Source organism: Marivirga atlantica (genome assembly GCF_016734805.1).
In the GTDB taxonomy this organism is placed as follows: domain Bacteria; phylum Bacteroidota; class Bacteroidia; order Cytophagales; family Cyclobacteriaceae; genus Marivirga; species Marivirga atlantica.
In genome coordinates this window covers 490,739-509,211 of record NZ_JAERQG010000004.1, presented here as the reverse complement: position 1 = coordinate 509,211, position 18,473 = coordinate 490,739, and the positions used below count along the sequence as shown (strand labels likewise).

21 protein-coding genes are annotated in these 18,473 nt (G+C 36.4%); 12 read left to right on the top strand and 9 right to left on the bottom strand.

Annotation, left to right across the window (positions count from 1 at the left end; all coding sequences use genetic code 11):
- Positions 1-15: 15 nt before the first annotated feature.
- From tpx to JKP34_RS16420, 7 genes are read right to left on the bottom strand one after another with little or no spacing between them, the layout of a single operon-like run.
- On the bottom strand, positions 16-516 hold the full coding sequence (gene tpx / locus JKP34_RS16450) for a thiol peroxidase (protein ID WP_201923858.1): 501 nt from the start codon (positions 514-516) through the stop codon (positions 16-18).
- Positions 517-566: 50 nt separating this feature from the next.
- Positions 567-1,016, bottom strand: coding sequence for a hypothetical protein (locus tag JKP34_RS16445; RefSeq protein WP_201923856.1), 450 nt, complete (start codon positions 1,014-1,016; stop codon positions 567-569).
- Positions 1,009-1,734 carry a DUF6503 family protein gene (locus JKP34_RS16440; protein WP_201923854.1) on the bottom strand — a complete coding sequence of 242 codons (726 nt, stop codon included), beginning with the start codon at positions 1,732-1,734 and terminating at the stop codon, positions 1,009-1,011. Before JKP34_RS16440 ends, JKP34_RS16445 begins: the two co-directional genes overlap by 8 nt.
- A gap of 15 nt (positions 1,735-1,749) precedes the next feature.
- A complete protein-coding gene (locus tag JKP34_RS16435; RefSeq protein ID WP_201923852.1) occupies positions 1,750-2,913 on the bottom strand; it encodes a formimidoylglutamase in 1,164 nt (387 codons plus the stop codon).
- Positions 2,913-3,608, bottom strand: a complete 696-nt coding sequence (gene mnmD / locus JKP34_RS16430; protein WP_201923850.1) for a tRNA (5-methylaminomethyl-2-thiouridine)(34)-methyltransferase MnmD — start codon at positions 3,606-3,608, stop codon at positions 2,913-2,915. The genes JKP34_RS16435 and mnmD overlap by 1 nt, the downstream gene beginning before the upstream one ends.
- 6 nt (positions 3,609-3,614) lie before the next feature.
- Positions 3,615-4,097, bottom strand: coding sequence for a 2-C-methyl-D-erythritol 2,4-cyclodiphosphate synthase (gene ispF / locus JKP34_RS16425; RefSeq protein WP_201923848.1), 483 nt, complete (start codon positions 4,095-4,097; stop codon positions 3,615-3,617).
- A gap of 2 nt (positions 4,098-4,099) precedes the next feature.
- Positions 4,100-5,341 (bottom strand): M16 family metallopeptidase, encoded by a 1,242-nt coding sequence (locus JKP34_RS16420; RefSeq protein ID WP_201923846.1) that lies wholly within the window; start codon positions 5,339-5,341, stop codon positions 4,100-4,102.
- A 166-nt stretch (positions 5,342-5,507) separates the two neighbouring features.
- Here JKP34_RS16420 and JKP34_RS16415 point away from each other — a divergent pair, with 166 nt between their 5' ends.
- The 3 genes from JKP34_RS16415 to ytxJ are packed head-to-tail and all read left to right on the top strand — an operon-like array spanning position 5,508 to position 9,104.
- Positions 5,508-7,484, top strand: a complete 1,977-nt coding sequence (locus JKP34_RS16415) for an alpha-ketoacid dehydrogenase subunit alpha/beta (RefSeq protein WP_201923844.1) — start codon at positions 5,508-5,510, stop codon at positions 7,482-7,484.
- 49 nt (positions 7,485-7,533) lie between these two features.
- Positions 7,534-8,751 (top strand): hypothetical protein, encoded by a 1,218-nt coding sequence (locus tag JKP34_RS16410; protein ID WP_201923841.1) that lies wholly within the window; start codon positions 7,534-7,536, stop codon positions 8,749-8,751.
- 8 nt (positions 8,752-8,759) lie between these two features.
- Positions 8,760-9,104 (top strand): bacillithiol system redox-active protein YtxJ, encoded by a 345-nt coding sequence (ytxJ, locus tag JKP34_RS16405; protein ID WP_201923839.1) that lies wholly within the window; start codon positions 8,760-8,762, stop codon positions 9,102-9,104.
- Here ytxJ and JKP34_RS16400 read toward each other — a convergent pair.
- Positions 9,096-9,509, bottom strand: coding sequence for an OsmC family protein (locus JKP34_RS16400; protein ID WP_201923837.1), 414 nt, complete (start codon positions 9,507-9,509; stop codon positions 9,096-9,098). The two genes, ytxJ and JKP34_RS16400, sit on opposite strands and share 9 nt — an antisense overlap.
- Before the next feature lie 102 nt (positions 9,510-9,611).
- Between JKP34_RS16400 and JKP34_RS16395 the strand changes: the two genes are divergently transcribed.
- From JKP34_RS16395 to JKP34_RS16370, 6 genes are all read left to right on the top strand, one after another.
- Positions 9,612-10,283: a hypothetical protein gene (locus JKP34_RS16395; RefSeq protein ID WP_201923835.1), complete on the top strand. Its 672-nt coding sequence runs from the start codon at positions 9,612-9,614 to the stop codon at positions 10,281-10,283.
- A gap of 26 nt (positions 10,284-10,309) precedes the next feature.
- Positions 10,310-11,197 carry a lipoyl synthase gene (gene lipA / locus JKP34_RS16390; RefSeq protein WP_201923834.1) on the top strand — a complete coding sequence of 296 codons (888 nt, stop codon included), beginning with the start codon at positions 10,310-10,312 and terminating at the stop codon, positions 11,195-11,197.
- A 96-nt stretch (positions 11,198-11,293) separates the two neighbouring features.
- A complete protein-coding gene (locus JKP34_RS16385) occupies positions 11,294-12,817 on the top strand; it encodes a bifunctional GNAT family N-acetyltransferase/carbon-nitrogen hydrolase family protein (protein ID WP_201923831.1) in 1,524 nt (507 codons plus the stop codon).
- Entirely contained in the window at positions 12,817-13,083 is a 267-nt protein-coding gene (locus tag JKP34_RS16380) for a hypothetical protein (RefSeq protein ID WP_201923824.1), read from the top strand. The genes JKP34_RS16385 and JKP34_RS16380 overlap by 1 nt, the downstream gene beginning before the upstream one ends.
- A complete protein-coding gene (locus JKP34_RS16375) occupies positions 13,083-14,108 on the top strand; it encodes a threonine aldolase family protein (protein WP_201923822.1) in 1,026 nt (341 codons plus the stop codon). The genes JKP34_RS16380 and JKP34_RS16375 overlap by 1 nt, the downstream gene beginning before the upstream one ends.
- 223 nt (positions 14,109-14,331) lie before the next feature.
- Positions 14,332-15,537: an ammonium transporter gene (locus tag JKP34_RS16370; RefSeq protein WP_236665044.1), complete on the top strand. Its 1,206-nt coding sequence runs from the start codon at positions 14,332-14,334 to the stop codon at positions 15,535-15,537.
- A 4-nt stretch (positions 15,538-15,541) separates the two neighbouring features.
- On the opposite strand, the gene JKP34_RS16365 is transcribed toward JKP34_RS16370, so the two are convergent.
- Positions 15,542-16,066, bottom strand: coding sequence for a hypothetical protein (locus tag JKP34_RS16365; RefSeq protein ID WP_201923811.1), 525 nt, complete (start codon positions 16,064-16,066; stop codon positions 15,542-15,544).
- 94 nt (positions 16,067-16,160) lie between these two features.
- Here JKP34_RS16365 and JKP34_RS16360 point away from each other — a divergent pair, with 94 nt between their 5' ends.
- The 3 genes from JKP34_RS16360 to JKP34_RS16350 all read left to right on the top strand — a co-directional run bounded on the left by JKP34_RS16360 (position 16,161) and on the right by JKP34_RS16350 (position 18,439).
- A complete protein-coding gene (locus JKP34_RS16360; protein WP_201923808.1) occupies positions 16,161-16,367 on the top strand; it encodes a hypothetical protein in 207 nt (68 codons plus the stop codon).
- A gap of 501 nt (positions 16,368-16,868) precedes the next feature.
- The gene (locus JKP34_RS16355) at positions 16,869-17,267 is read left to right on the top strand and encodes a response regulator (protein WP_201923807.1); all 399 of its coding nucleotides are present in this window, start codon (positions 16,869-16,871) and stop codon (positions 17,265-17,267) included.
- Between the two features lie 17 nt (positions 17,268-17,284).
- Positions 17,285-18,439 (top strand): sugar transferase, encoded by a 1,155-nt coding sequence (locus JKP34_RS16350; protein ID WP_236665026.1) that lies wholly within the window; start codon positions 17,285-17,287, stop codon positions 18,437-18,439.
- Positions 18,440-18,473 lie beyond the last annotated feature (34 nt).

Here is an 18,473-nt window from a genome sequence, read left to right as displayed (position 1 = left end):
TCAGAAGGGCTTTTTTTATTTAACAGCGTTTAACGCTTCTTCATAGTTTGGTTCTTCGCCAATTTCAGGAACTAATTCAGTATGAACAACTTTTCCTTCTGGGTTTACAACCACTACGGCTCTGGCATTTAAATCAGCAAAATTGCCACTTTGAATTCTCACACCGTATTTTTCTGCAAATTCAGCATGTTTAAAGTTTGATAGAGGAATAGCATTTTCTATACCTTCTGCTCCGCAAAACCTAGCTTGTGCAAAAGGTAAATCTTTAGAGATGCATAATACTACTGTGTTGTCCAATGAAGCAGCATCTTCATTAAATTTTCTTACAGACATAGCACAAACGCTGGTGTCAACACTAGGAAAAATATTAAGTATTACATTTTTACCATTATAATCTGATAGATTAACCTCAGAAAAGTCGGTTTTCGTAAGTTGAAAATCTGGTGCTGGTTCATTTACAGCAGGTAATTCACCATTTGTTTCGGTTGGTTGTCCGCCTAAAGTTATTTTAGCCATAATAAATCGTTTTAGTTTTGGCTATTAATAACTGCAAAGCGCACTTTAGGTTACTTATTTCTTACTTCCTTTTTTTTAGCTTTTTGTCGGAGGTACTTTACCAGTCTATCATATTCGGTGTTTTCTTTATTAGAAAGCTTAATAACTTTCTTTTTAGCGTAAAGAATTTTTGTTTCCCGGAAATCACCATTTTTGGTTTTCACTACTTCTTCCTGCCAGCCTAATATATCTGCTATTTGAAGTTTAATTCTTTTCCTGCTAATGGGGTGAAAAACTGAAATTTGGTTATTACCTGCTTCAATAGTTTTTACTCCGGCAATCAGCTTGTTAAGAATTAACAATGCAATAACTAACACAATAGGGGTAAGTATTAGTTTTAAAATAAAGAACTCAGGGTTGCTAAGTAAACTATTCAATAAAAAGAAGAAGGAAATAAAAAGTAAGATGAGAAATACGCTTAAGGCGAAAACTGTCTGGTATTTAGGACCTGATTTAATCATTTATAAATTCTAATTCTATTTTAGAAAGTAACTCTAGCTTGTTTTGCTCAAAAAGAGTAGGTAATTCTATTAATGGAGTTCCTATTGAGGCTTTAAAATTATTGTAATCCTGAAAAATAATATCATCTATAACTCGCGAATTATAGGCTTCTCTAAATCTAACCCCACCACCATCAGTATTATATTGGTAGGCTAAATAGTCCATGCTGTAGTCTTCTTTGTCAAACCAATACATAAAAATATCTTCAAAGTCTTCACCTCCATTGTTTTCAGAGAATTTTACTTCGATACTGTAATATTCCTTCTGCTTTATAGAAACATCTTTTTTCCTTGAAGCTATTACTGCAGGATCAGATAGTGGCTGTGGCAGCATGGCGAAATACTGAACAGAATTCACGGAATTGGCATATGCTGATGAATCTTTAGCCGACAGCTCAACCAAAGAATCATTGTAATGTCTTATAAGTCCATTATTAGTAAGTATATCGAGCAGAACATTTTCTAAGCTGTCTACAAAAACTCTTTTGTATTTGAAATTGCCGTGATTTTGGGTTATTTGATAACGCTTATCTCGGAACTGGAATTCTACATTAACGGAATCATAAGCAGCGCCTCCATGATATTCTATGGCGTTTTTAATAATTGAATCAGCCGATTCTTTTTCTTCATTACAAGAAAAGATTAGAAGACAAGAAATGAACAGTAAGTAATTTTTCATTTGAGACAATTCCGTTTAAAAGAGTTTCGCATGCATGGCAACCCATCTTTCAGGGATTTCACCTTTCATAGCTTGTTCATAATCTGAATAACTACAGGGTACTATGAAATTTCTATTGTAAATCTTTTTATCATTTGGATTGGGGATTTCCATCCACCATTTTTCACTAACAAGGCTTTTGTAAAATATGATATGATCATCCGTTTCGTCCTCAGGCATCGTTACTACATATTTGGCATAATCGTTAGACCTAAAATCAGTATGATCTTTTCTATGATAAAATCCTTCAATGAAATACCATATCATGGTAGCTAATACGCTGGCAGATTTCTCTGATTGATCATCGAGCCATGGATCAAATTCGAAAAATCCTACGCTACTCAATTTATCATTTATGCCTGCATACCAGCATAGCTGACAGGCCTCTTCACCTGTTAAACCAAAAGGCTGTGCTTTTTCAGAAGCAGGGAAATCAGCCGATTTAATGGCTGTTACATCAAAACTCATCATATCTGCCTGACGAATAATAGGCTCCATTTCTTTAATATCATGCCTTAGTGCGCCAATTCTGTGAGCCTCAAAATGCAGCCTCTCTAAAATGTTAACAGCTTGTTGACTGACCAGATAACTTTGATAAGCCAGATGGCTGTAATTGAAAAGATAGTTGGGCTGGTGCATCAATATTTTCTGTACAAAATTGGTGTTCGGTGATGCCTCAGGTTCTTCCATATCAAGAAAGGCGTCAACATTTATAATGCTTATGAGCTTTTCCATTTCTTCATAAGCTTTATATTGCTCATAACTGAAATCATGAGAACCACCGATTAGTACTGGGAGGGTGTTATTTTCTATACAGGCTCTGCACACCTCTTGTACTCGTCCATAGCTCTGCTCTATATCAATAGTTTCAGATATGTTACCCAAATCAACTATTTTGTAGGCTCCGCTACCTTTTGTTAGTCGGTATAGTTTTTTACGAATAGCATCTGCGCCTTCCCATAGGCCATGTTCTTCATCCGAATTGTGCTTATCAGAAATCCCAATCAAAGCAATATCGGCTTCCTTATAGTCAGGAAAAACTTCTGTGTAAACTTTTATGCTTTTATAAAAAGAGCCTTGCTTTTTAATGTTATCGAAAAGCTCTTCAGATACAGGATTAAAAAATAACCTTAAGTCCATTAGGTAGATGCGTTTTTTGTTGCTCGAACCATTTCCTTTTTACCAGGAGGCCCTGGAAGTGTTTCTACTTCAAAACCAACTTGTTTTAAATCTCTCTTAAGCTGACCTTTAGCACTGTATGTTACAAATACACCTCCATCCTTAAGTAAATTAAAACATTGTTCTATTAAAGCAATTTCCCACATTTCAGCTTGTTTGCTTGGTGCAAAAGCATCGAAAAATATGACATCAAAACTGTTGTTGAAATGATCTTCAATATGTTGAAGCCTCTGCTTGTCTTTTCTTATTGAGAAATATTCCGAAATTTCAATCTTTTCTTCCCAGGCCGCTTCATGAATTTTATTAAATAGCTCAGTATATTGACCATCATTTATTTTTGAAGTATAGTTTAAATCTTTCACTACTTCTAAGTCTAGAGGGAAGGGCTCAATCGTGTGAAAGTGAATGTTTACTCTATTTTCTTCAGCAAATTGAGCTGCCAATAAGGCGTTTAAACCTGTGCCAAAACCTACTTCAAAAATGTTGATGGAAGAAGGTAAGCCTTCTTTTGTTCTCCAATAGCGAATGCCCTTATCAAGAAATACATAGTTAGATTCATTGATAGCCCCATGAAATGAGTGATAGGTTTCTTTCAACACTTTATGATAAAGCGAATGACTTCCATCTTCTGTCACTATAATTTTTACATCACTCATTTTATATTATTTTTTATAAATAAGCACTACTGCATGAGCATCTACACCTTCTTCACGACCTACGAAGCCAAGTTTTTCTGTAGTAGTTGCTTTAATGGATAAGTCTTCTTTATCAATTTCCATTACCTCTGATAGGCATTTTATCATATCTGGGATAACGGGTTTTATCTTAGGCTTTTGGAGTGATACGGTAGCATCGATGTTACCAATCTCGAAACCTACATTCCTGATAATTTTGGTGGTTTCAGCTAGTAGCTTCTTGCTGTCAATCCCTTTGTACTTTGGGTCAGTATCTGGGAAATGATAACCAATATCTCTCAAATTGGCGGCACCTAGTAAAGCATCACAAATAACGTGGATCAGTACATCAGCATCGGAATGCCCCACAGCGCCACGGTGATAATCTAACTTGATTCCACCTAACCAAAACTCTTCACCATCGGCTAGTTGATGAACATCATAGCCATATCCTATTCTAATTTTTTGCATTGTTATGCTGATTTTGCTTTATAATATAAGGTAGAACAATTTTCAGGTTTCAATATTTTCGAAGCTGCTGTTTCAATATCTGTTTTGCTAACGCTTCTTATTTTGTCAGCTTCTTCGTTCACCAAATTAGGATTACCCATTACGGCTCCAAAGGCTATACTCATGGCACGGTTTAATAGTTCAACTTCGCCATAAACAATTGTTGATATGGCCTGATTTTTTACTTTCTCTATTTCTTTATTTGATAATTCTGAAGTTTTGAAGTCAGCTATGACTTCTTCTACCGCTCTATTGGCGTGATCAAGCGGAATGCCATCGGCAACCTGACCGCTGATCATTAAAAGTCCCGGATCTATTGATCCCGTCACGTAAGCTGATATGCCAGTGAAAATGCCTGCTTCTTTTACCAGTTTTTGATAAAGTCTTGAAGATTTACTCCTGCCTAATAAATCACTCACCAAGTCCGAGGCATAAAAGGCATCCTCTTTTTTTCCGGGCATGTGGTAAGCTTTGTATATGTTATTAACAGGAACGTCAGCTTCTACTTCTAAAAACCGAGCTTTTGTTTGTTCAGGTTCTTTAGGTAATTTTCTTTCCAACTTTTCACCAGAAGGAATATCCCCAAACCATTTTTCAGCTAATTTTTTAACCTCATCAGTTTTTACATCTCCTGCTACCACCATGTACGCATTATTGGGTCTGTAATATGTAAAGAAAAAATCTTTCACATCGGCCATAGTAGCGTTTTCAATATGCTTTATTTCTTTACCAATAGTGGCCCATTTGTATGGGTGTTCCTGATAAGCTAATGGCCTCAGCTTTAACCATAAATCACCATAAGGTTGATTTAAGTAGCGCTGATTAAACTCTTCAATAACCACCTTTTGCTGTACCTCTAAAACTTTTGGATCGAAAGAAAGAGATTTCATTCTGTCTGATTCGAGCCAAAAGGCTGTTTCAATATTTTTGGAAGGAATTGTCACATAATAGTTAGTAATGTCAGGGCTGGTAAAAGCATTATTTTCACCACCTACTTTTTGTAAAGGCTCGTCATAATTAGGGATGTTTTCAGAGCCACCAAACATTAAGTGCTCAAACAAGTGTGCAAAGCCGGTTTTATCAGGAGATTCGTCCCTTGATCCAATGTCATACAAAATGTTAACTACGGCTAAAGGGGTTTTATCATCTTCATGAACAAATACCTGTAAACCATTATCAAGAACGAATGAATTAAATTTTATCATAGTGTGATTCAAAAATAAAAAATATAACGGCCTTTTGCAGATTGGCGCATTACTTTAATTTTGCCTGATGATTAAGGCAGCTGCTCGTTAAATTTTACGCTTATGCCAAATCAAATTACTATTAACCTAACTTGAAAGGCAAAACCTGCCATCATTACATTTGAACATGCAATTTAAGAGAAAGCAATTAACAGACGAAAAGTTATTAGATATCTATAAACAGTTATTAACACCACGCCTCATTGAGGAGAAAATGTTAATACTGCTGCGTCAAAACAAGATTAGTAAATGGTTTTCAGGAATTGGTCAAGAGGCCATTTCTGTGGGTGCAACATTAGCACTTGAAAACGATGAATATATTCTGCCTATGCATAGGAACCTTGGAGTATTTACTTCCAGAGGCATTCCTTTAAATAGACTGTTTTCTCAGTTTCAGGGGAAAATGCAGGGTTTTACAAAAGGTAGAGATCGATCGTTTCACTTTGGAACGAATGAGTACCACATCGTAGGAATGATTTCTCACTTAGGGCCGCAGCTTGGAGTAGCCGATGGAATAGCGCTAGCTAATAAAATAAGCCAAGAGGAGAAGGCTACTTTAGTTTTTAGTGGTGATGGTGGAAGCTCCGAGGGAGACTTCCATGAAGCGCTAAATGTAGCAGCGGTTTGGGATTTGCCTGTGATTTTTATGATCGAAAATAATGGGTACGGACTTTCAACACCTAGCAATGAGCAGTTTAAATTCAAGAACTTCATTGATAAGGGACCTGGTTATGGCATGGAAGCGGTTAAGGTTGATGGTAATAACGTATTGGAAGTCTATCATGCGGTAGAAGCAGCATCCAAGAAAATAAGAAAGAAACCGCAACCTATTCTCATGGAGGCAATGACCTTCAGAATGCGCGGCCATGAAGAAGCTTCAGGAACTAAATATGTACCACAGGAACTATTTGATGAGTGGGCTAAAAAAGATCCTGTTAATAATTACGAGGCATATTTATTAAAAGAAGGTGTCATCAATGAACAGGAAGTAGCAGACCTAAGAGCTGAAATAAAGGCTCAGATTAATGAAGGTTTGGATATAGCTTCAAAAGATGTTTATCCTATTGTTAAAGCCCAGGATCAGGTAGATGACATGTTTCAGCAGCATGATCAGCAGCTAATAGAGCCTTCAGGTAAAAAGTCCGACAAAAGGTTTGTAGATGCCATTTCTGATGCGCTTAATCAATCATTGGAGAAATATCCTGAATTGGTCATAATGGGGCAAGATGTTGCTGAATATGGAGGTGTATTTAAGATTACTGAAGGCTTTGTGGATAAATTTGGCAAGGATAGAATTAGAAATACTCCACTTTGTGAATCAGCCATTATTGGTGTCGGTCTGGGCATGAGTATTAAGAAGCAGAAATCAGTAATTGAGATGCAGTTTGCTGATTTTGTTACTTGCGGTTTTAACCAGATTGTCAATAACCTGGCTAAATCTCATTATAGATGGCAGCAAAATGCTGATGTTGTGGTGCGTATGCCTACGGGTGCAGGTGTAGCAGCGGGTCCTTTCCACTCACAATCTAATGAAGCCTGGTTTTTCCATACTCCAGGATTGAAAATTGTATATCCATCTAATCCAGAAGAAGCGAAAGGATTATTAAATGCTGCCATTGAAGATCCTAACCCAGTTATGTTCTTTGAGCACAAAGCACTTTACAGATCAATAACTTCAGAAGTTGCTGATGATTATTACACTACCGAAATCGGAAAAGCCAAAATTATTCAGGAAGGAACTGACCTCACGTTGGTGACTTATGGAATGGGCGTTCACTGGGCAAAAGAAGCAATGAATGATTTTCCTGATATTTCTGTTGAGTTGATTGATTTAAGAACTTTACTTCCTTGGGACAAGGAAACTATAGCAGCTAGTATTAAGAAAACTGGTAAGGTCTTTATTTTTAACGAAGACTGTCTCACAGGAAGTATCAGTGGGGAGATTTCGGCTTGGGTAGCTGAAAATTGCTTTAATGATCTTGATGCGCCTATTATGAGAGAAGGTAGTTTAGATACCCCTGTTCCTTTTAATAGCGAACTGGAAAAAGACTTTCTACCAAAGGAGCGAATAAAAGATAAAATTAAGGCCTTAGCTGAATTTTAATTACTTTAGTAAAATCAGAAAAAGTGTACCATATCTAATAATTATTGGTTTGCTCCTCATTTGTGGAGCAACGCAGGAAAGCTTTGCCCAAATCAGAAGAGGTAAGAACCCTTTAGAAACGGAAAAAATTGATCCACCTAAAATGGATCTTAAAAAGGTGAAAACCAGTAAACGTTCTAAGATTACCAAATGGGATTGGAGTAAAATTATGTGGTTCAAGGCCAGAAAGAGTGATTACGAAACAAAAAAGTATAATCCTGATAAACGGCCAAAGCGCAAAGTTTACAATGAAAAGCCTGAAATACGATCAGAAAGTAGAAAGCCAGGTGAAGGCGCTGTTGAGTTAAAAACACCTCTTATTCCGTATGATACCCGCGTTGCAGAAAAGGGGCCTATTCTTCAGAAAAAAAACAAAGCTAAAAAGCCTAGTGGTAAAGATGTTGGTCCTCGGGTAGATGTCCCTATCATTGGTATTATTAGACCGGAAAAAACACTTCAGAATAAAAAGAAGGATAAAACAGATAGGAAAGTAGATGGCAAAAGACTTTACACTGCTAAAGAAAGTGACAGGCCTAAACCTTATGATTTTGACGAACTTGAAAGTTCAAAAAGAAAGTCCAAACCAACTAAGCTTGATAATGATAAGCTCATGAATTTTCAGGTGGCAGATAAGCCAAAGCCTTATGATGACGATAAACTGATGTACATCACAAAGGAGGATCCTAAGAAGCAAGAAGTTCATGGCAAGCGTTTGTTAGTTTCTGCTCCAGAGAAACCAAAAAAGAGAGAACTTCATGACGACCGGCTACTTGTAGCAGCTCCGGAAAAACCTAAAAAGGCGGAGTTGCATGATGACAGGCTCATGATAACTGTCCCTAAGATTGAACGCTCAAAGTTACATGACGAAAGGTTGCTAACGGTAAAGGAAAGGCAGTACCCATCATCAACTATGAAGCGCATAACTGAAGATATTGCTAAGTATGACGGTGACTATAAGATAACCACTAAAAAGGGTAAAGATTATCATCCTAGTAGTAGGCATTTGTCTGCTTCAAGACATGGTATTCCGTGGTTAAGACGAACTCAGCAAAGCCTGTCAATGTTCTGGTCAAAAATCTGGCCTTGGGATTTGCAACCTTCTTCAGTTACAGAGAAAAAGCCTAAGCTGAGAAGAGATAAGAAAGAGGGGCAAATTTGGGATACGACCGTACACCCTGATGAATGGAATAAGAAACCTGAACAAGCTGAGTCAGGTGAAGAACAATGAAATAACATATGTTAGACTGGAAGAAATTAGACAAGCTGGAAGAACTTGAGCATATAAAAGAATTATCGAAAGAGAAGCCTGTTATTATTTTTAAGCACAGCACAAGCTGTTCTATAAGTGCTATGGCACTTAACAGACTTGAGCGCTCATGGAATGAAACAGAGATGTCGTCTGCTGATGCTTACTACCTCGATTTAATAGCTAATAGAGATGTATCTAATGCTATTGCAGCTGAATTTGGTATAGAGCATCAATCTCCGCAAATTCTTGTCATAAAAAATGGCACGTGCATTTACGACAATTCTCATATGGGAATTAGCTACAGTGATGTAAAGGAGCAGGCACTAGCTTAATGTAGATATATCGAAATTGATAGTTTGCTTGATATCCGGATGAAGACTTTTGGCTACCGGGCAGTTTAAGCCTATTTCTTTTAACTTGTTAATTGATGCTTCATTAAGATCAGTTTTCCAGTCAGCATCTATTTTGATTTCTGCTATTCTTCTAGGGTTTGATGCCATGATTTTGGTCATTTCACATGAAATGGAACCAAGTTCCAATTTGTTTTGGTTAGCATAAATACCCATTACAGTTAGCATACAGCTAACTAGTGATGTAGCAGCTAAATCTGTTGGAGAAAAGTAAGCACCATCACCATTATTATCTTTTGGTGCATCAGTAGTTATTACTTCTCCAGAGTTTAAATGTGTAGCTTTGGTCTTTAGTGAATGCTGGTAATAAATCTTTGCTGTTGCCATAAACTATAAGAGTTTTTTATCGTTTGGGTTAAAAGCTTAAATTTGTAGAATATTAAGTAAAGAATGAACAGATACTTCCTGATTTTATGCTTCATTTTAACAATGCCCTTCTTATCTGTAGGACAGGAAGATGATCCCTTTGATTACGGTCAGGAGTTTCTTTTTGGTGTAAGCACTTCAACCAATAGTGGTTTTATATCTGGTGCTTTTTTCAGATACAGTGCTAAGCAGACCGATAGGATTCTACAAACTTACGGGATAGAATTTGCCAATATACGTCATCCGCAAGAAAGAAAAGTGCAAAGCAATTTTTATGGTTCTAATATTTACGAAGGTAAAGAGAACTATTTGATGAGTATGCGCTTAATGTACGGATACGATGCGTTATTATTTAAAAAAGCTGACAGAAAAGGAGTACAGATAAATGCAGTAATGGCAGGAGGCCCATCAGTAGGTTTTATTTCACCTTATTATTTGAGAGGTGAATCGGGCGAATTGCTCCAATATTCAGAATACTTATCAAACCCTCAAGGTATTATAGGCGCAGCAAATTATTTCGCTGGATTTGGTGAAATGGATGCTACAGTCGGACTTAATTTAAGGTTATCTTTGTTGTTCGAATTTGGAACCTTTAAGAGTAGTATTACTGGTTTTGAGGTTGGAGGAGTAGCAGAGTATTTTGCACAAGAGGTTGAGATTGTACCTACAGGAACAAAAAATTATAATTTTTACCCTGCTTTATTTTTGAGCATTCTTTTTGGCTCAAGGAAATAGATTTAAAAAGAGAAAGGATAATTGATATGATAGATTTACCGGTTGTAAGTAAAGAGGAAAAGAAAAAATCAAAAAAGCCGGATTGGTTGAGAGTAAAGCTGCCAGTTGGTAAAGAATATGCGAATGTTCGTAAGCTGGTTGATGAACATAATTTACATACGATCTGCGAAAGTGGTAATTGCCCGAATATGGGTGAGTGCTGGGGAGCAGGAACAGCAACCTTTATGATTTTAGGTAATGTGTGTACCAGAAGTTGTTCGTTTTGCGCAGTAGCAACTGGTCGACCGCCAGAGTATGATGAGCAGGAGCCACTTCGAGTAGCTGAGGCTATTCAGAAAATGGGAGTAAAACATGCTGTTTTAACGTCAGTAAATAGAGATGAGCTTAAAGATAGAGGCGCTGAAATATGGTATCAGACAGTGGTGAAAACTAAAGAACTATCTCCTGAAACTACAATCGAAACCTTAATACCTGATGTAAAAGGTAAGTGGGATGCTTTATACAGAATGATTGAAGCAGGTCAGGAAGTTGTTTCTCACAACGTAGAAACTGTTCCTAGTTTATATAGAAGAGTTAGGCCTCAGGCTAAGTATCAAAGAAGCCTTGATCAAATCAAACTAACTAAAGAGTACGGCAAGCGAACTAAGACAGGCATAATGGTAGGTTTAGGAGAAACACAGGATGAAATGTTTGCTGCGATGGACGATTTAGTAGCTCATGGTTGCGATATTTTAACAGTGGGTCAATATCTTCAGCCAACAAAAAGACACCACGAAGTCATAGAATATGTGCATCCTGAAGTTTTTGATATGTATAGAGAGGAAGGATTAAAACGAGGACTTAAGTATGTTGAGTCAGGTCCTTTGGTAAGATCGTCATACCATGCTGAGCGTCATGTAAACGTTCCTATCTAAATATTTTTTAACAAAATACTGTAGCCATTGTATTTATATTGTATTATGAATGCAGTGGCTTTTTTTGGTCCTATACTTTTTATTTCTTAGAAATATATGCAAGACAACCTCATCATCACTTTAGAGAATTTGAAAATCAGCAATTATCGTTCTCTAATCTCTTCCATGAAAAAGGCCTATGAGGGCTGGGATGACCTCTGGGAGGAAAAACACATCGAAACACTTATTAATAAATTTCCTGAAGGACAACTATGTGTGCTTGTTAATGGACAGGTGGCCGGTTGCGCACTTTCAATCATAGTGGATTATGAAAAATTTGGTGATAAGCATACCTACCCTGAAATAACTGGGAATGAAACCTTTGAAACGCATGATGATGAAGGTGATGTGCTTTATGGAATAGATGTTTTTGTTCATCCTGACTATAGAGGCATGAGAGTAGGAAGAAGGATGTACGATGCACGAAAGGATCTAGCAGAGCAATTAAACCTCAAATCTATTTTAGCTGGTGGAAGACTACCAAGCTATAGAGAGCATGCCGATAAGTTATCACCAAAGCAATATATTCAGAAAGTAAAGAATAAGGAATTGTATGATGCTACCTTGTCATTTCAGCTGTCTAATGATTTTCATGTTAAGAAAGTTATAAAAGGCTATCTGCCTGGCGATAAAGAGTCGATGGATTATGCTGCTCTCATAGAGTGGAATAATATTTTTTATGAACCATCTGATAAGCTGGTTGACTTACCTAAAACTGTTATTCGGCTGGGTTTGGTGCAATGGCAAATGAGGCCTACGCCATCTTTAAGAGCTATGCAAGAACAAATTGAATTCTTCGTAGATGTGGTTAGTGGCTATAAATGTGACTTTATATTATTTCCTGAGCTATTCAATGCCCCTTTAATGGCTGAGTTTAACCATATGGATGAGCCAAGTGCCATTCGTGAGTTAGCCAAATACACAGAGCCTTTAAGGGAGATTTTCCAGGAGTATGCCATTAATTACAATGTGAACATTATCACCGGAAGTATGCCGGTTATGTTCAGAGGGAAATTATATAATAAAGGATTTCTGTGCAGAAGAGATGGTACTTACGAAACTTATGAAAAAATACATATGACACCTGCAGAGGTAAGTGCCTGGGGAATGAGTGGAGGAAAAAAGATAGAAACCTTTGACACTGATTGTGGCAAAATAGGAGTCAATATTTGTTATGATGTAGAGTTTCCAGAATTAAGTAGGCTTATGGCAGATGAAGATATGAAGATTCTGTTCGTACCTTTTCTTACGGACACTCAAAATGGCTACATGAGGGTAAGGCATTGTGCCCAAGCCAGAGCGATTGAGAATGAATGTTACGTGGCAATAGCGGGTAGCGTAGGTAACCTGCCTAAGGTTAATAATATGGATATTCAGTTTGCTCAATCAGCAGTTTTCACTCCTTCAGATTTTGCTTTTCCTACAAATGCTGTTAAGGCAGAAGCTACTCCTAATACTGAAATGACGCTTATAGCTGATGTTGATGTAGATTTATTAAAGGAACTTCATACATATGGCAGTGTTAGAAATTTGAATGATAGAAGAAAGGACTTATATTCACTAAAAAAGAAGAGTCAGTAGTGCAGTTAGAAGAATTTAAGAGTTTAACCCTGTTTAAAAGAATTAAGGAGCTTTATGTGGAAGGAGAGTTTATTACTTCCATCAGATACTATCGATATAAAGTCAACCTATTTTTATTGCATGGATTTTATGTAGAGGCTTTCTATCATCCTAAAACTGACAGAATAGAGAAAATAACTCCTTTTAACGCTAACAACAGTCGTAGAAAATTTTATACCGACCAGATTAAATTACCTAAAGATTTATTCCATCAAACACCTGATTAATGGCGCTTATTGATTTAAGAAGTGATACCGTAACAAAGCCAACTTTAGCCATGAAAGAAGCAATGATGGAGGCACAAGTGGGCGATGATGTTTTTCAGGAAGACTCTACAGTTATTGCTCTGGAACAAAAGACAGCTGACTATTTTGGTATGGAAGCCGGTATTTTCTGTCCATCAGGTACTATGACCAACCAAATAGCAATAAGACTACACACTCAGCCACAGTCTGAAGTGATATGCGATGAGAAATCACACATCTATTTATATGAGGGAGGAGGTATCGCTTATAATTCTTTATCCTCAGTAAGATTGTTGCAAGGTGACCGTGGCAGGTTAAATGCTGAGATGATTGCTGATCAGATTAATAATCCTGATGATATACATGCAGCAGTTACATCATTGGTGTCTTTGGAAAATACTGTTAACAAAGGAGGAGGATGCTTTTATGATATAAAAGATATTAAAGCCATCAGTAGCTTGTGCAAAACACATAATTTACCTCTTCATTTAGACGGAGCCCGGGTTTTTAACGCTTTGGTGTCCTCAGGGGATAATCCAAAGGACTATGGTCAATATTTCGATACTATCTCTATTTGCCTATCAAAAGGATTGGGCTGTCCTGTTGGCTCAGTGCTGTTAGGGAGTGAATCAACTATAAAGAAAGCCAGAAGAATAAGGAAGGTTTTAGGCGGTGGAATGAGGCAGGTAGGTTTTTTAGCTGCTGCCGGCATATATGCGCTTGATCATCATATCAACAGATTGGTTGAAGACCATATTAGGGCAAGGCTACTTGGTGAAGCCCTACAGTCACAAAGCTTTGTTGAATATGTGCTTCCTGTTGATACTAATATCGTTATTTTTAGACTTTCTGATAAGCAGCTAGCTACTGACTTTGTAGCTAAACTACAAAAGCATGGTGTTTTAGCAGTTCCATTTGGTAAACACGATGTCCGTTTTGTTACGCATCTCGATTTTAATGATGCACAGCTGGCGCAAACTTTAACAGTTCTGAAGTCAGCGGTTTAATTTCAAGCCATCTAGTATAAATTATCATCTTTTCTTATTGTTTAGGTTTATTCTTAACCTGTTTTCGTTATTTTAATGTGATTCATGTGTTTTTAGGTTTTAATTTTAACTTGATTGATTTATTATTGTAAGATATTCAATTATTAAGGTTAAAAAATAAACCAGTTTTATGTCAGTTTTTGAAAATACGGTGAATGCAGGTGAAAAAATAAGCCAAACAGCAATGTTAGAGCTTACTACCAGCAATGTATGGATGATGTTATGTATAGCTTTAGTGTTTATTATGCATTTGGGCTTTGCATGTGTTGAATCAGGTTTTACACAATCAAAGAATACGGTAAATATTCTGTTTAAGAATACCCTTACGCCTGCTATTGGATTGGTGTCTTACACTATTTTAGGATTTAATTTAATGTATCCTGATTTCGCAGATGGACCTGGGTGGTTTGACTTTTCAGGGTTCTTCTTAAATGACAACTTAGGACTGGCTTATAATCCTTCATTTACCTATTGGACTTCATTTTTATTTCAAGCTATGTTTGCTGCTACAGCAGCTACAATTGTTTCGGGAGCAGTGGCAGAAAGGGTTAAAATTTCAGCTTATTTGATATTTACTATATTATTTGTTGGTTTTGTTTACCCTGCAATTGGTAGCTGGACCTGGGGGGGTGGTGCTCTAGGTGATATGGGTTTTTATGATTTTGCCGGCTCAACATTAGTGCATGCTGTTGGCGGTTGGGGTGCCCTAGCCGGAGTAATTGTCTTAGGTCCCAGATTAGGTAAATATGTAAACGGAAAAGTGGTCGACAAACCAGGTTCTAGTGTGCCATTGGCTACAATTGGTGTCTTCTTATTGTGGTTTGGATGGTTTGGTTTTAATGGTGGTTCTGTTCTTTCTGCTGATCCTGCAAAAACATCTTTAGTGTTGGTTAATACTTCATTGGCAGCAGCTGCCGGTGCTTTAGGTGGGTTTTTGATGGGTTATATAGCTTTTAAAAGACTTGACTTAGGCATGGTTTTAAATGGAGTGCTGGCTGGACTGGTTGGTATAACAGCAGGTGCTGATCTAATGCTGCCGGGTTCTTCTTTATTAATTGGATTTATAGCTGGAGTTTTAGTCGTTCTCTCGGCAATGACTTTAGATAAATTAAAGCTAGATGATGCCGTAGGTGCAATTTCTGTTCATCTAACCTGTGGCATTTGGGGTACTTTGGTAGTTGGTATTTTTGGAGATAAGGCCGGTTGGTCTCAATTTGTAGATCAATTGACTGGTGTAGCCATTTGTGGAGCAGCAGCTTTTGGCTCAGCTTTTTTAATATTTTTCTTGCTAAAGAAAACTATCGGTGTCAGGGTTTCTGCAGAGCATGAAACTCAAGGTCTGGATAGTCATGAGCATGGTATAAGAGGTTATACGATTACGCATGAATAGAATTTTATTTGCTGAGTAATTCCACACACAAATTATTAGGGCCTGAATAGTATTCGATGAATATGGAGTCAGGCTCTATTTTATTTTCATAACTGTATTCTTTTAGGTTGGAGAGCATATCGTCAGGGGTAGGCATAACAAGAACATTTGCCTCAATACAAGCTTTTACACTATTAGGAGCTTCAATTTTTCTTACTTCCCAATCTTCAATTTTTAAAGTAGTGTTTGATTCTTTTAATAAGATTCCAATAAAATTGAAGACTTCTCCTGTCTCCTCATTTGCCTCGCCATAATATACTATCGCTATGGCACTGGCTTCACTTTCTTTTTCTACCAAATCTCGTGCTTTCATGAAGGCATTCTTTAAGGAGTCAGAGCCTAATGTGCTTTTTATTTCTTTACCATAAATATAAATGAGTGGCTTGTTATTTATGGTTTGATCTGCTGATTTAAACCCTCCTAAAATAGCATAAACAACAGTTGAAATAGTAATTAATATAGCTAGTGTAATAAACAGTTTCTTGCCCATCTTGCTTTAATCTTTTGAGTTGGTAAAATTATGATTTCCTGTCTGATAATGATCAATAAATTTATCAGTTTTGTCATTAATTAAAATCTATGATATGCCCATTTCAATAGAAACTGTGAGAGTAGGTAAGAGGTATCGTCTTATTAATTATAATGAAGAACATGAGTTTGATGTTATAAAAGCTGTAGATCAGAAGGATTTTCTATGTAAGGATATCAATAGTCTTGAACAGTTTAAGCTAAGTGAGTTAACGGCTTATGGGAAGGGTAAAGACTATGATTTTTATGCACTGAATGATTAAAATACTTTCTATAGACTAACCTTTAACAGCCCCACTTGCATGTAAGTTAATTGAACTATATGCAGATCAAACGATTGCTTAGCAATCTAATGTTACCGTATCATTTATTTCTTTAAAACTGCATTTTTTTAAGATTATAGTATTGATAAGTACGACAAACAGCAAATATTTAAACTGAAAGTTAGTGTTTTTTGAGTGGAAAATATTACATACGGTTATTTGTTCTTACATTAAATCTTAGCTTTTTTAAAGATTAATTAAGCAAGCAGTCACTAAAACTATAGTTTTTCAGATAATAATAATTTAATCCCAATAAAATAGCCTTTAAGTGTTGAAAAACAAGGGTTTAACGATTCTATGTGGTTTAAGTCCAAAAAAACAGGTATTATATTTTATTGATAAAAGATTGTATCATATCTTTATAGCCTAATTAAAATGAAAACTATCAACATTATGCCAGTTTAAGATAATGTTGGATTTTCCTGAAAAAAATTACACTAAGTGAAGCGGGAACTATTGATCATTGATGATGATGAGCCGATGAGGCTTTTGATAGATTATTTATTGAAAGATAAGTATAGAGTGACTTTCAAAGATAATGGACTATCAGGTATGAAATACCTGGCTGAAGGTAATATGCCCGATGTAATACTTTGTGATTTTGTTTTACCAAAAATGAATGGATTTGATTTTCTTAGCAGTCTATCTAATAGTGGTATTTTTGCCGACATTCCATTTGTTATGATGTCATCCAGAGTTGATGAACACTTTAAAAAGCAGTGTAAGGAAAAGGGTGCAAGTGGGTTTCTAGAAAAGCCTTTTGATCCACCTCAATTATTTGAGATGTTGGATTCAATATTAACAAAAGCAAAGGTACAAAGTGCAAGAAGAACGAGTTAACAAAAAATCAGAATACAATGGATTTCTATAATGAACATGCAGCTAATCTAAATTCAGATTTAAACTTCAATAAAAAGAGAGTTCTTGTAAAAGAAAAACAGGAAGTTCAGAAGTTTAATCAGCGTATTCTTTGCGTAAATTATAATGCTTCCGAGGAGTGTGTTGGTCGTTATTTTACTGAAACCAAGCACATGACTCCAACAGAGTCTGTAAAATATTTGGAGCATGTGGCTTCTGCTGAATCACCTGATGCAATCATTTATACGTCTGAATATAATGACAGACTGTTTTATGAAAACTTAGTTAAACTAGCTTACCTATTAAAAGAACGAAATTTTAATACCCCAATCATCATCGTTAATAATGATGCCGATAAGGATTTTAAAAAGAAAATTTTGCAGTTTGGAGCTGATGACTGTATCAGTTCAAATTTTGAGCCTGAAAAGCTGAACTATTGGATAGATTTCTTAAAGCTATTTAAGAAGCTGGCTAAAGAAAATAGCACTGAGAAGGATCAATTCTCAGATGTGAAAATCTCATTTGAAAAAAGAATGTTTGATATTTTGGTTTCAGGAGTATTGTTGTTAGTAGCTAGCCCTATCATGTTGTTGATTGCGCTAATAATTAAGCTTGAATCTAAAGGTCCTGTTTTTTACATCTCTAAAAGAGCAGGTATGGGTTATAAAGTGTTTAACTTCCTCAAGTTTCGTTCAATGAGTACAGGTGCTGATAAGGAGCTTAGTAAGTTGCTTCACCTCAATCAATATAGTGGTGGGGTAGAAGTTAAAGACGAAAACGGTTCTAATCCTGTATTCTTCAAAATAAAAAATGATCCTCGTATAACCAGATTTGGCAAGTTTTTGAGGGATACAAGTCTTGATGAATTACCACAATTAATTAATGTGCTGAAAGGAGATATGTCAATTGTAGGCAATAGACCTTTACCGCTTTACGAAGCACAGCAGCTTACTAAAGATCAAGCTGCACTTAGGTTTATGGCTCCAGCAGGAATTACCGGCTTATGGCAGGTAACAAAAAGAGGGAAGTCTGAAATGTCAGAACAAGAAAGAATTGATTTAGATATGTCTTATGCTAAAAACCATTCTTTTATGTTCGATATTAAATTACTTTTGAAAACTGTGCCAGCCTTATTTCAGGAAGAAGCAGTTTAATTTTAGAAAGAGGTTTTCCCAGGTAATTATCTAA

Coding starts and splice junctions, on each gene's coding strand:
- tpx (WP_201923858.1), bottom strand. CDS start 516: ATGGCTAAAATAACTTTAGGCGGACAACCAACCGAAACAAATGGTGAA.
- JKP34_RS16445 (WP_201923856.1), bottom strand. CDS start 1,016: ATGATTAAATCAGGTCCTAAATACCAGACAGTTTTCGCCTTAAGCGTA.
- JKP34_RS16440 (WP_201923854.1), bottom strand. CDS start 1,734: ATGAAAAATTACTTACTGTTCATTTCTTGTCTTCTAATCTTTTCTTGT.
- JKP34_RS16435 (WP_201923852.1), bottom strand. CDS start 2,913: ATGGACTTAAGGTTATTTTTTAATCCTGTATCTGAAGAGCTTTTCGAT.
- mnmD (WP_201923850.1), bottom strand. CDS start 3,608: ATGAGTGATGTAAAAATTATAGTGACAGAAGATGGAAGTCATTCGCTT.
- ispF (WP_201923848.1), bottom strand. CDS start 4,097: ATGCAAAAAATTAGAATAGGATATGGCTATGATGTTCATCAACTAGCC.
- JKP34_RS16420 (WP_201923846.1), bottom strand. CDS start 5,341: ATGATAAAATTTAATTCATTCGTTCTTGATAATGGTTTACAGGTATTT.
- JKP34_RS16415 (WP_201923844.1), top strand. CDS start 5,508: ATGCAATTTAAGAGAAAGCAATTAACAGACGAAAAGTTATTAGATATC.
- ytxJ (WP_201923839.1), top strand. CDS start 8,760: ATGTTAGACTGGAAGAAATTAGACAAGCTGGAAGAACTTGAGCATATA.
- JKP34_RS16400 (WP_201923837.1), bottom strand. CDS start 9,509: ATGGCAACAGCAAAGATTTATTACCAGCATTCACTAAAGACCAAAGCT.
- JKP34_RS16395 (WP_201923835.1), top strand. CDS start 9,612: ATGCCCTTCTTATCTGTAGGACAGGAAGATGATCCCTTTGATTACGGT.
- lipA (WP_201923834.1), top strand. CDS start 10,310: ATGATAGATTTACCGGTTGTAAGTAAAGAGGAAAAGAAAAAATCAAAA.
- JKP34_RS16385 (WP_201923831.1), top strand. CDS start 11,294: ATGCAAGACAACCTCATCATCACTTTAGAGAATTTGAAAATCAGCAAT.
- JKP34_RS16375 (WP_201923822.1), top strand. CDS start 13,083: ATGGCGCTTATTGATTTAAGAAGTGATACCGTAACAAAGCCAACTTTA.
- JKP34_RS16370 (WP_236665044.1), top strand. CDS start 14,332: ATGTTAGAGCTTACTACCAGCAATGTATGGATGATGTTATGTATAGCT.
- JKP34_RS16365 (WP_201923811.1), bottom strand. CDS start 16,066: ATGGGCAAGAAACTGTTTATTACACTAGCTATATTAATTACTATTTCA.
- JKP34_RS16360 (WP_201923808.1), top strand. CDS start 16,161: ATGCCCATTTCAATAGAAACTGTGAGAGTAGGTAAGAGGTATCGTCTT.
- JKP34_RS16350 (WP_236665026.1), top strand. CDS start 17,285: ATGGATTTCTATAATGAACATGCAGCTAATCTAAATTCAGATTTAAAC.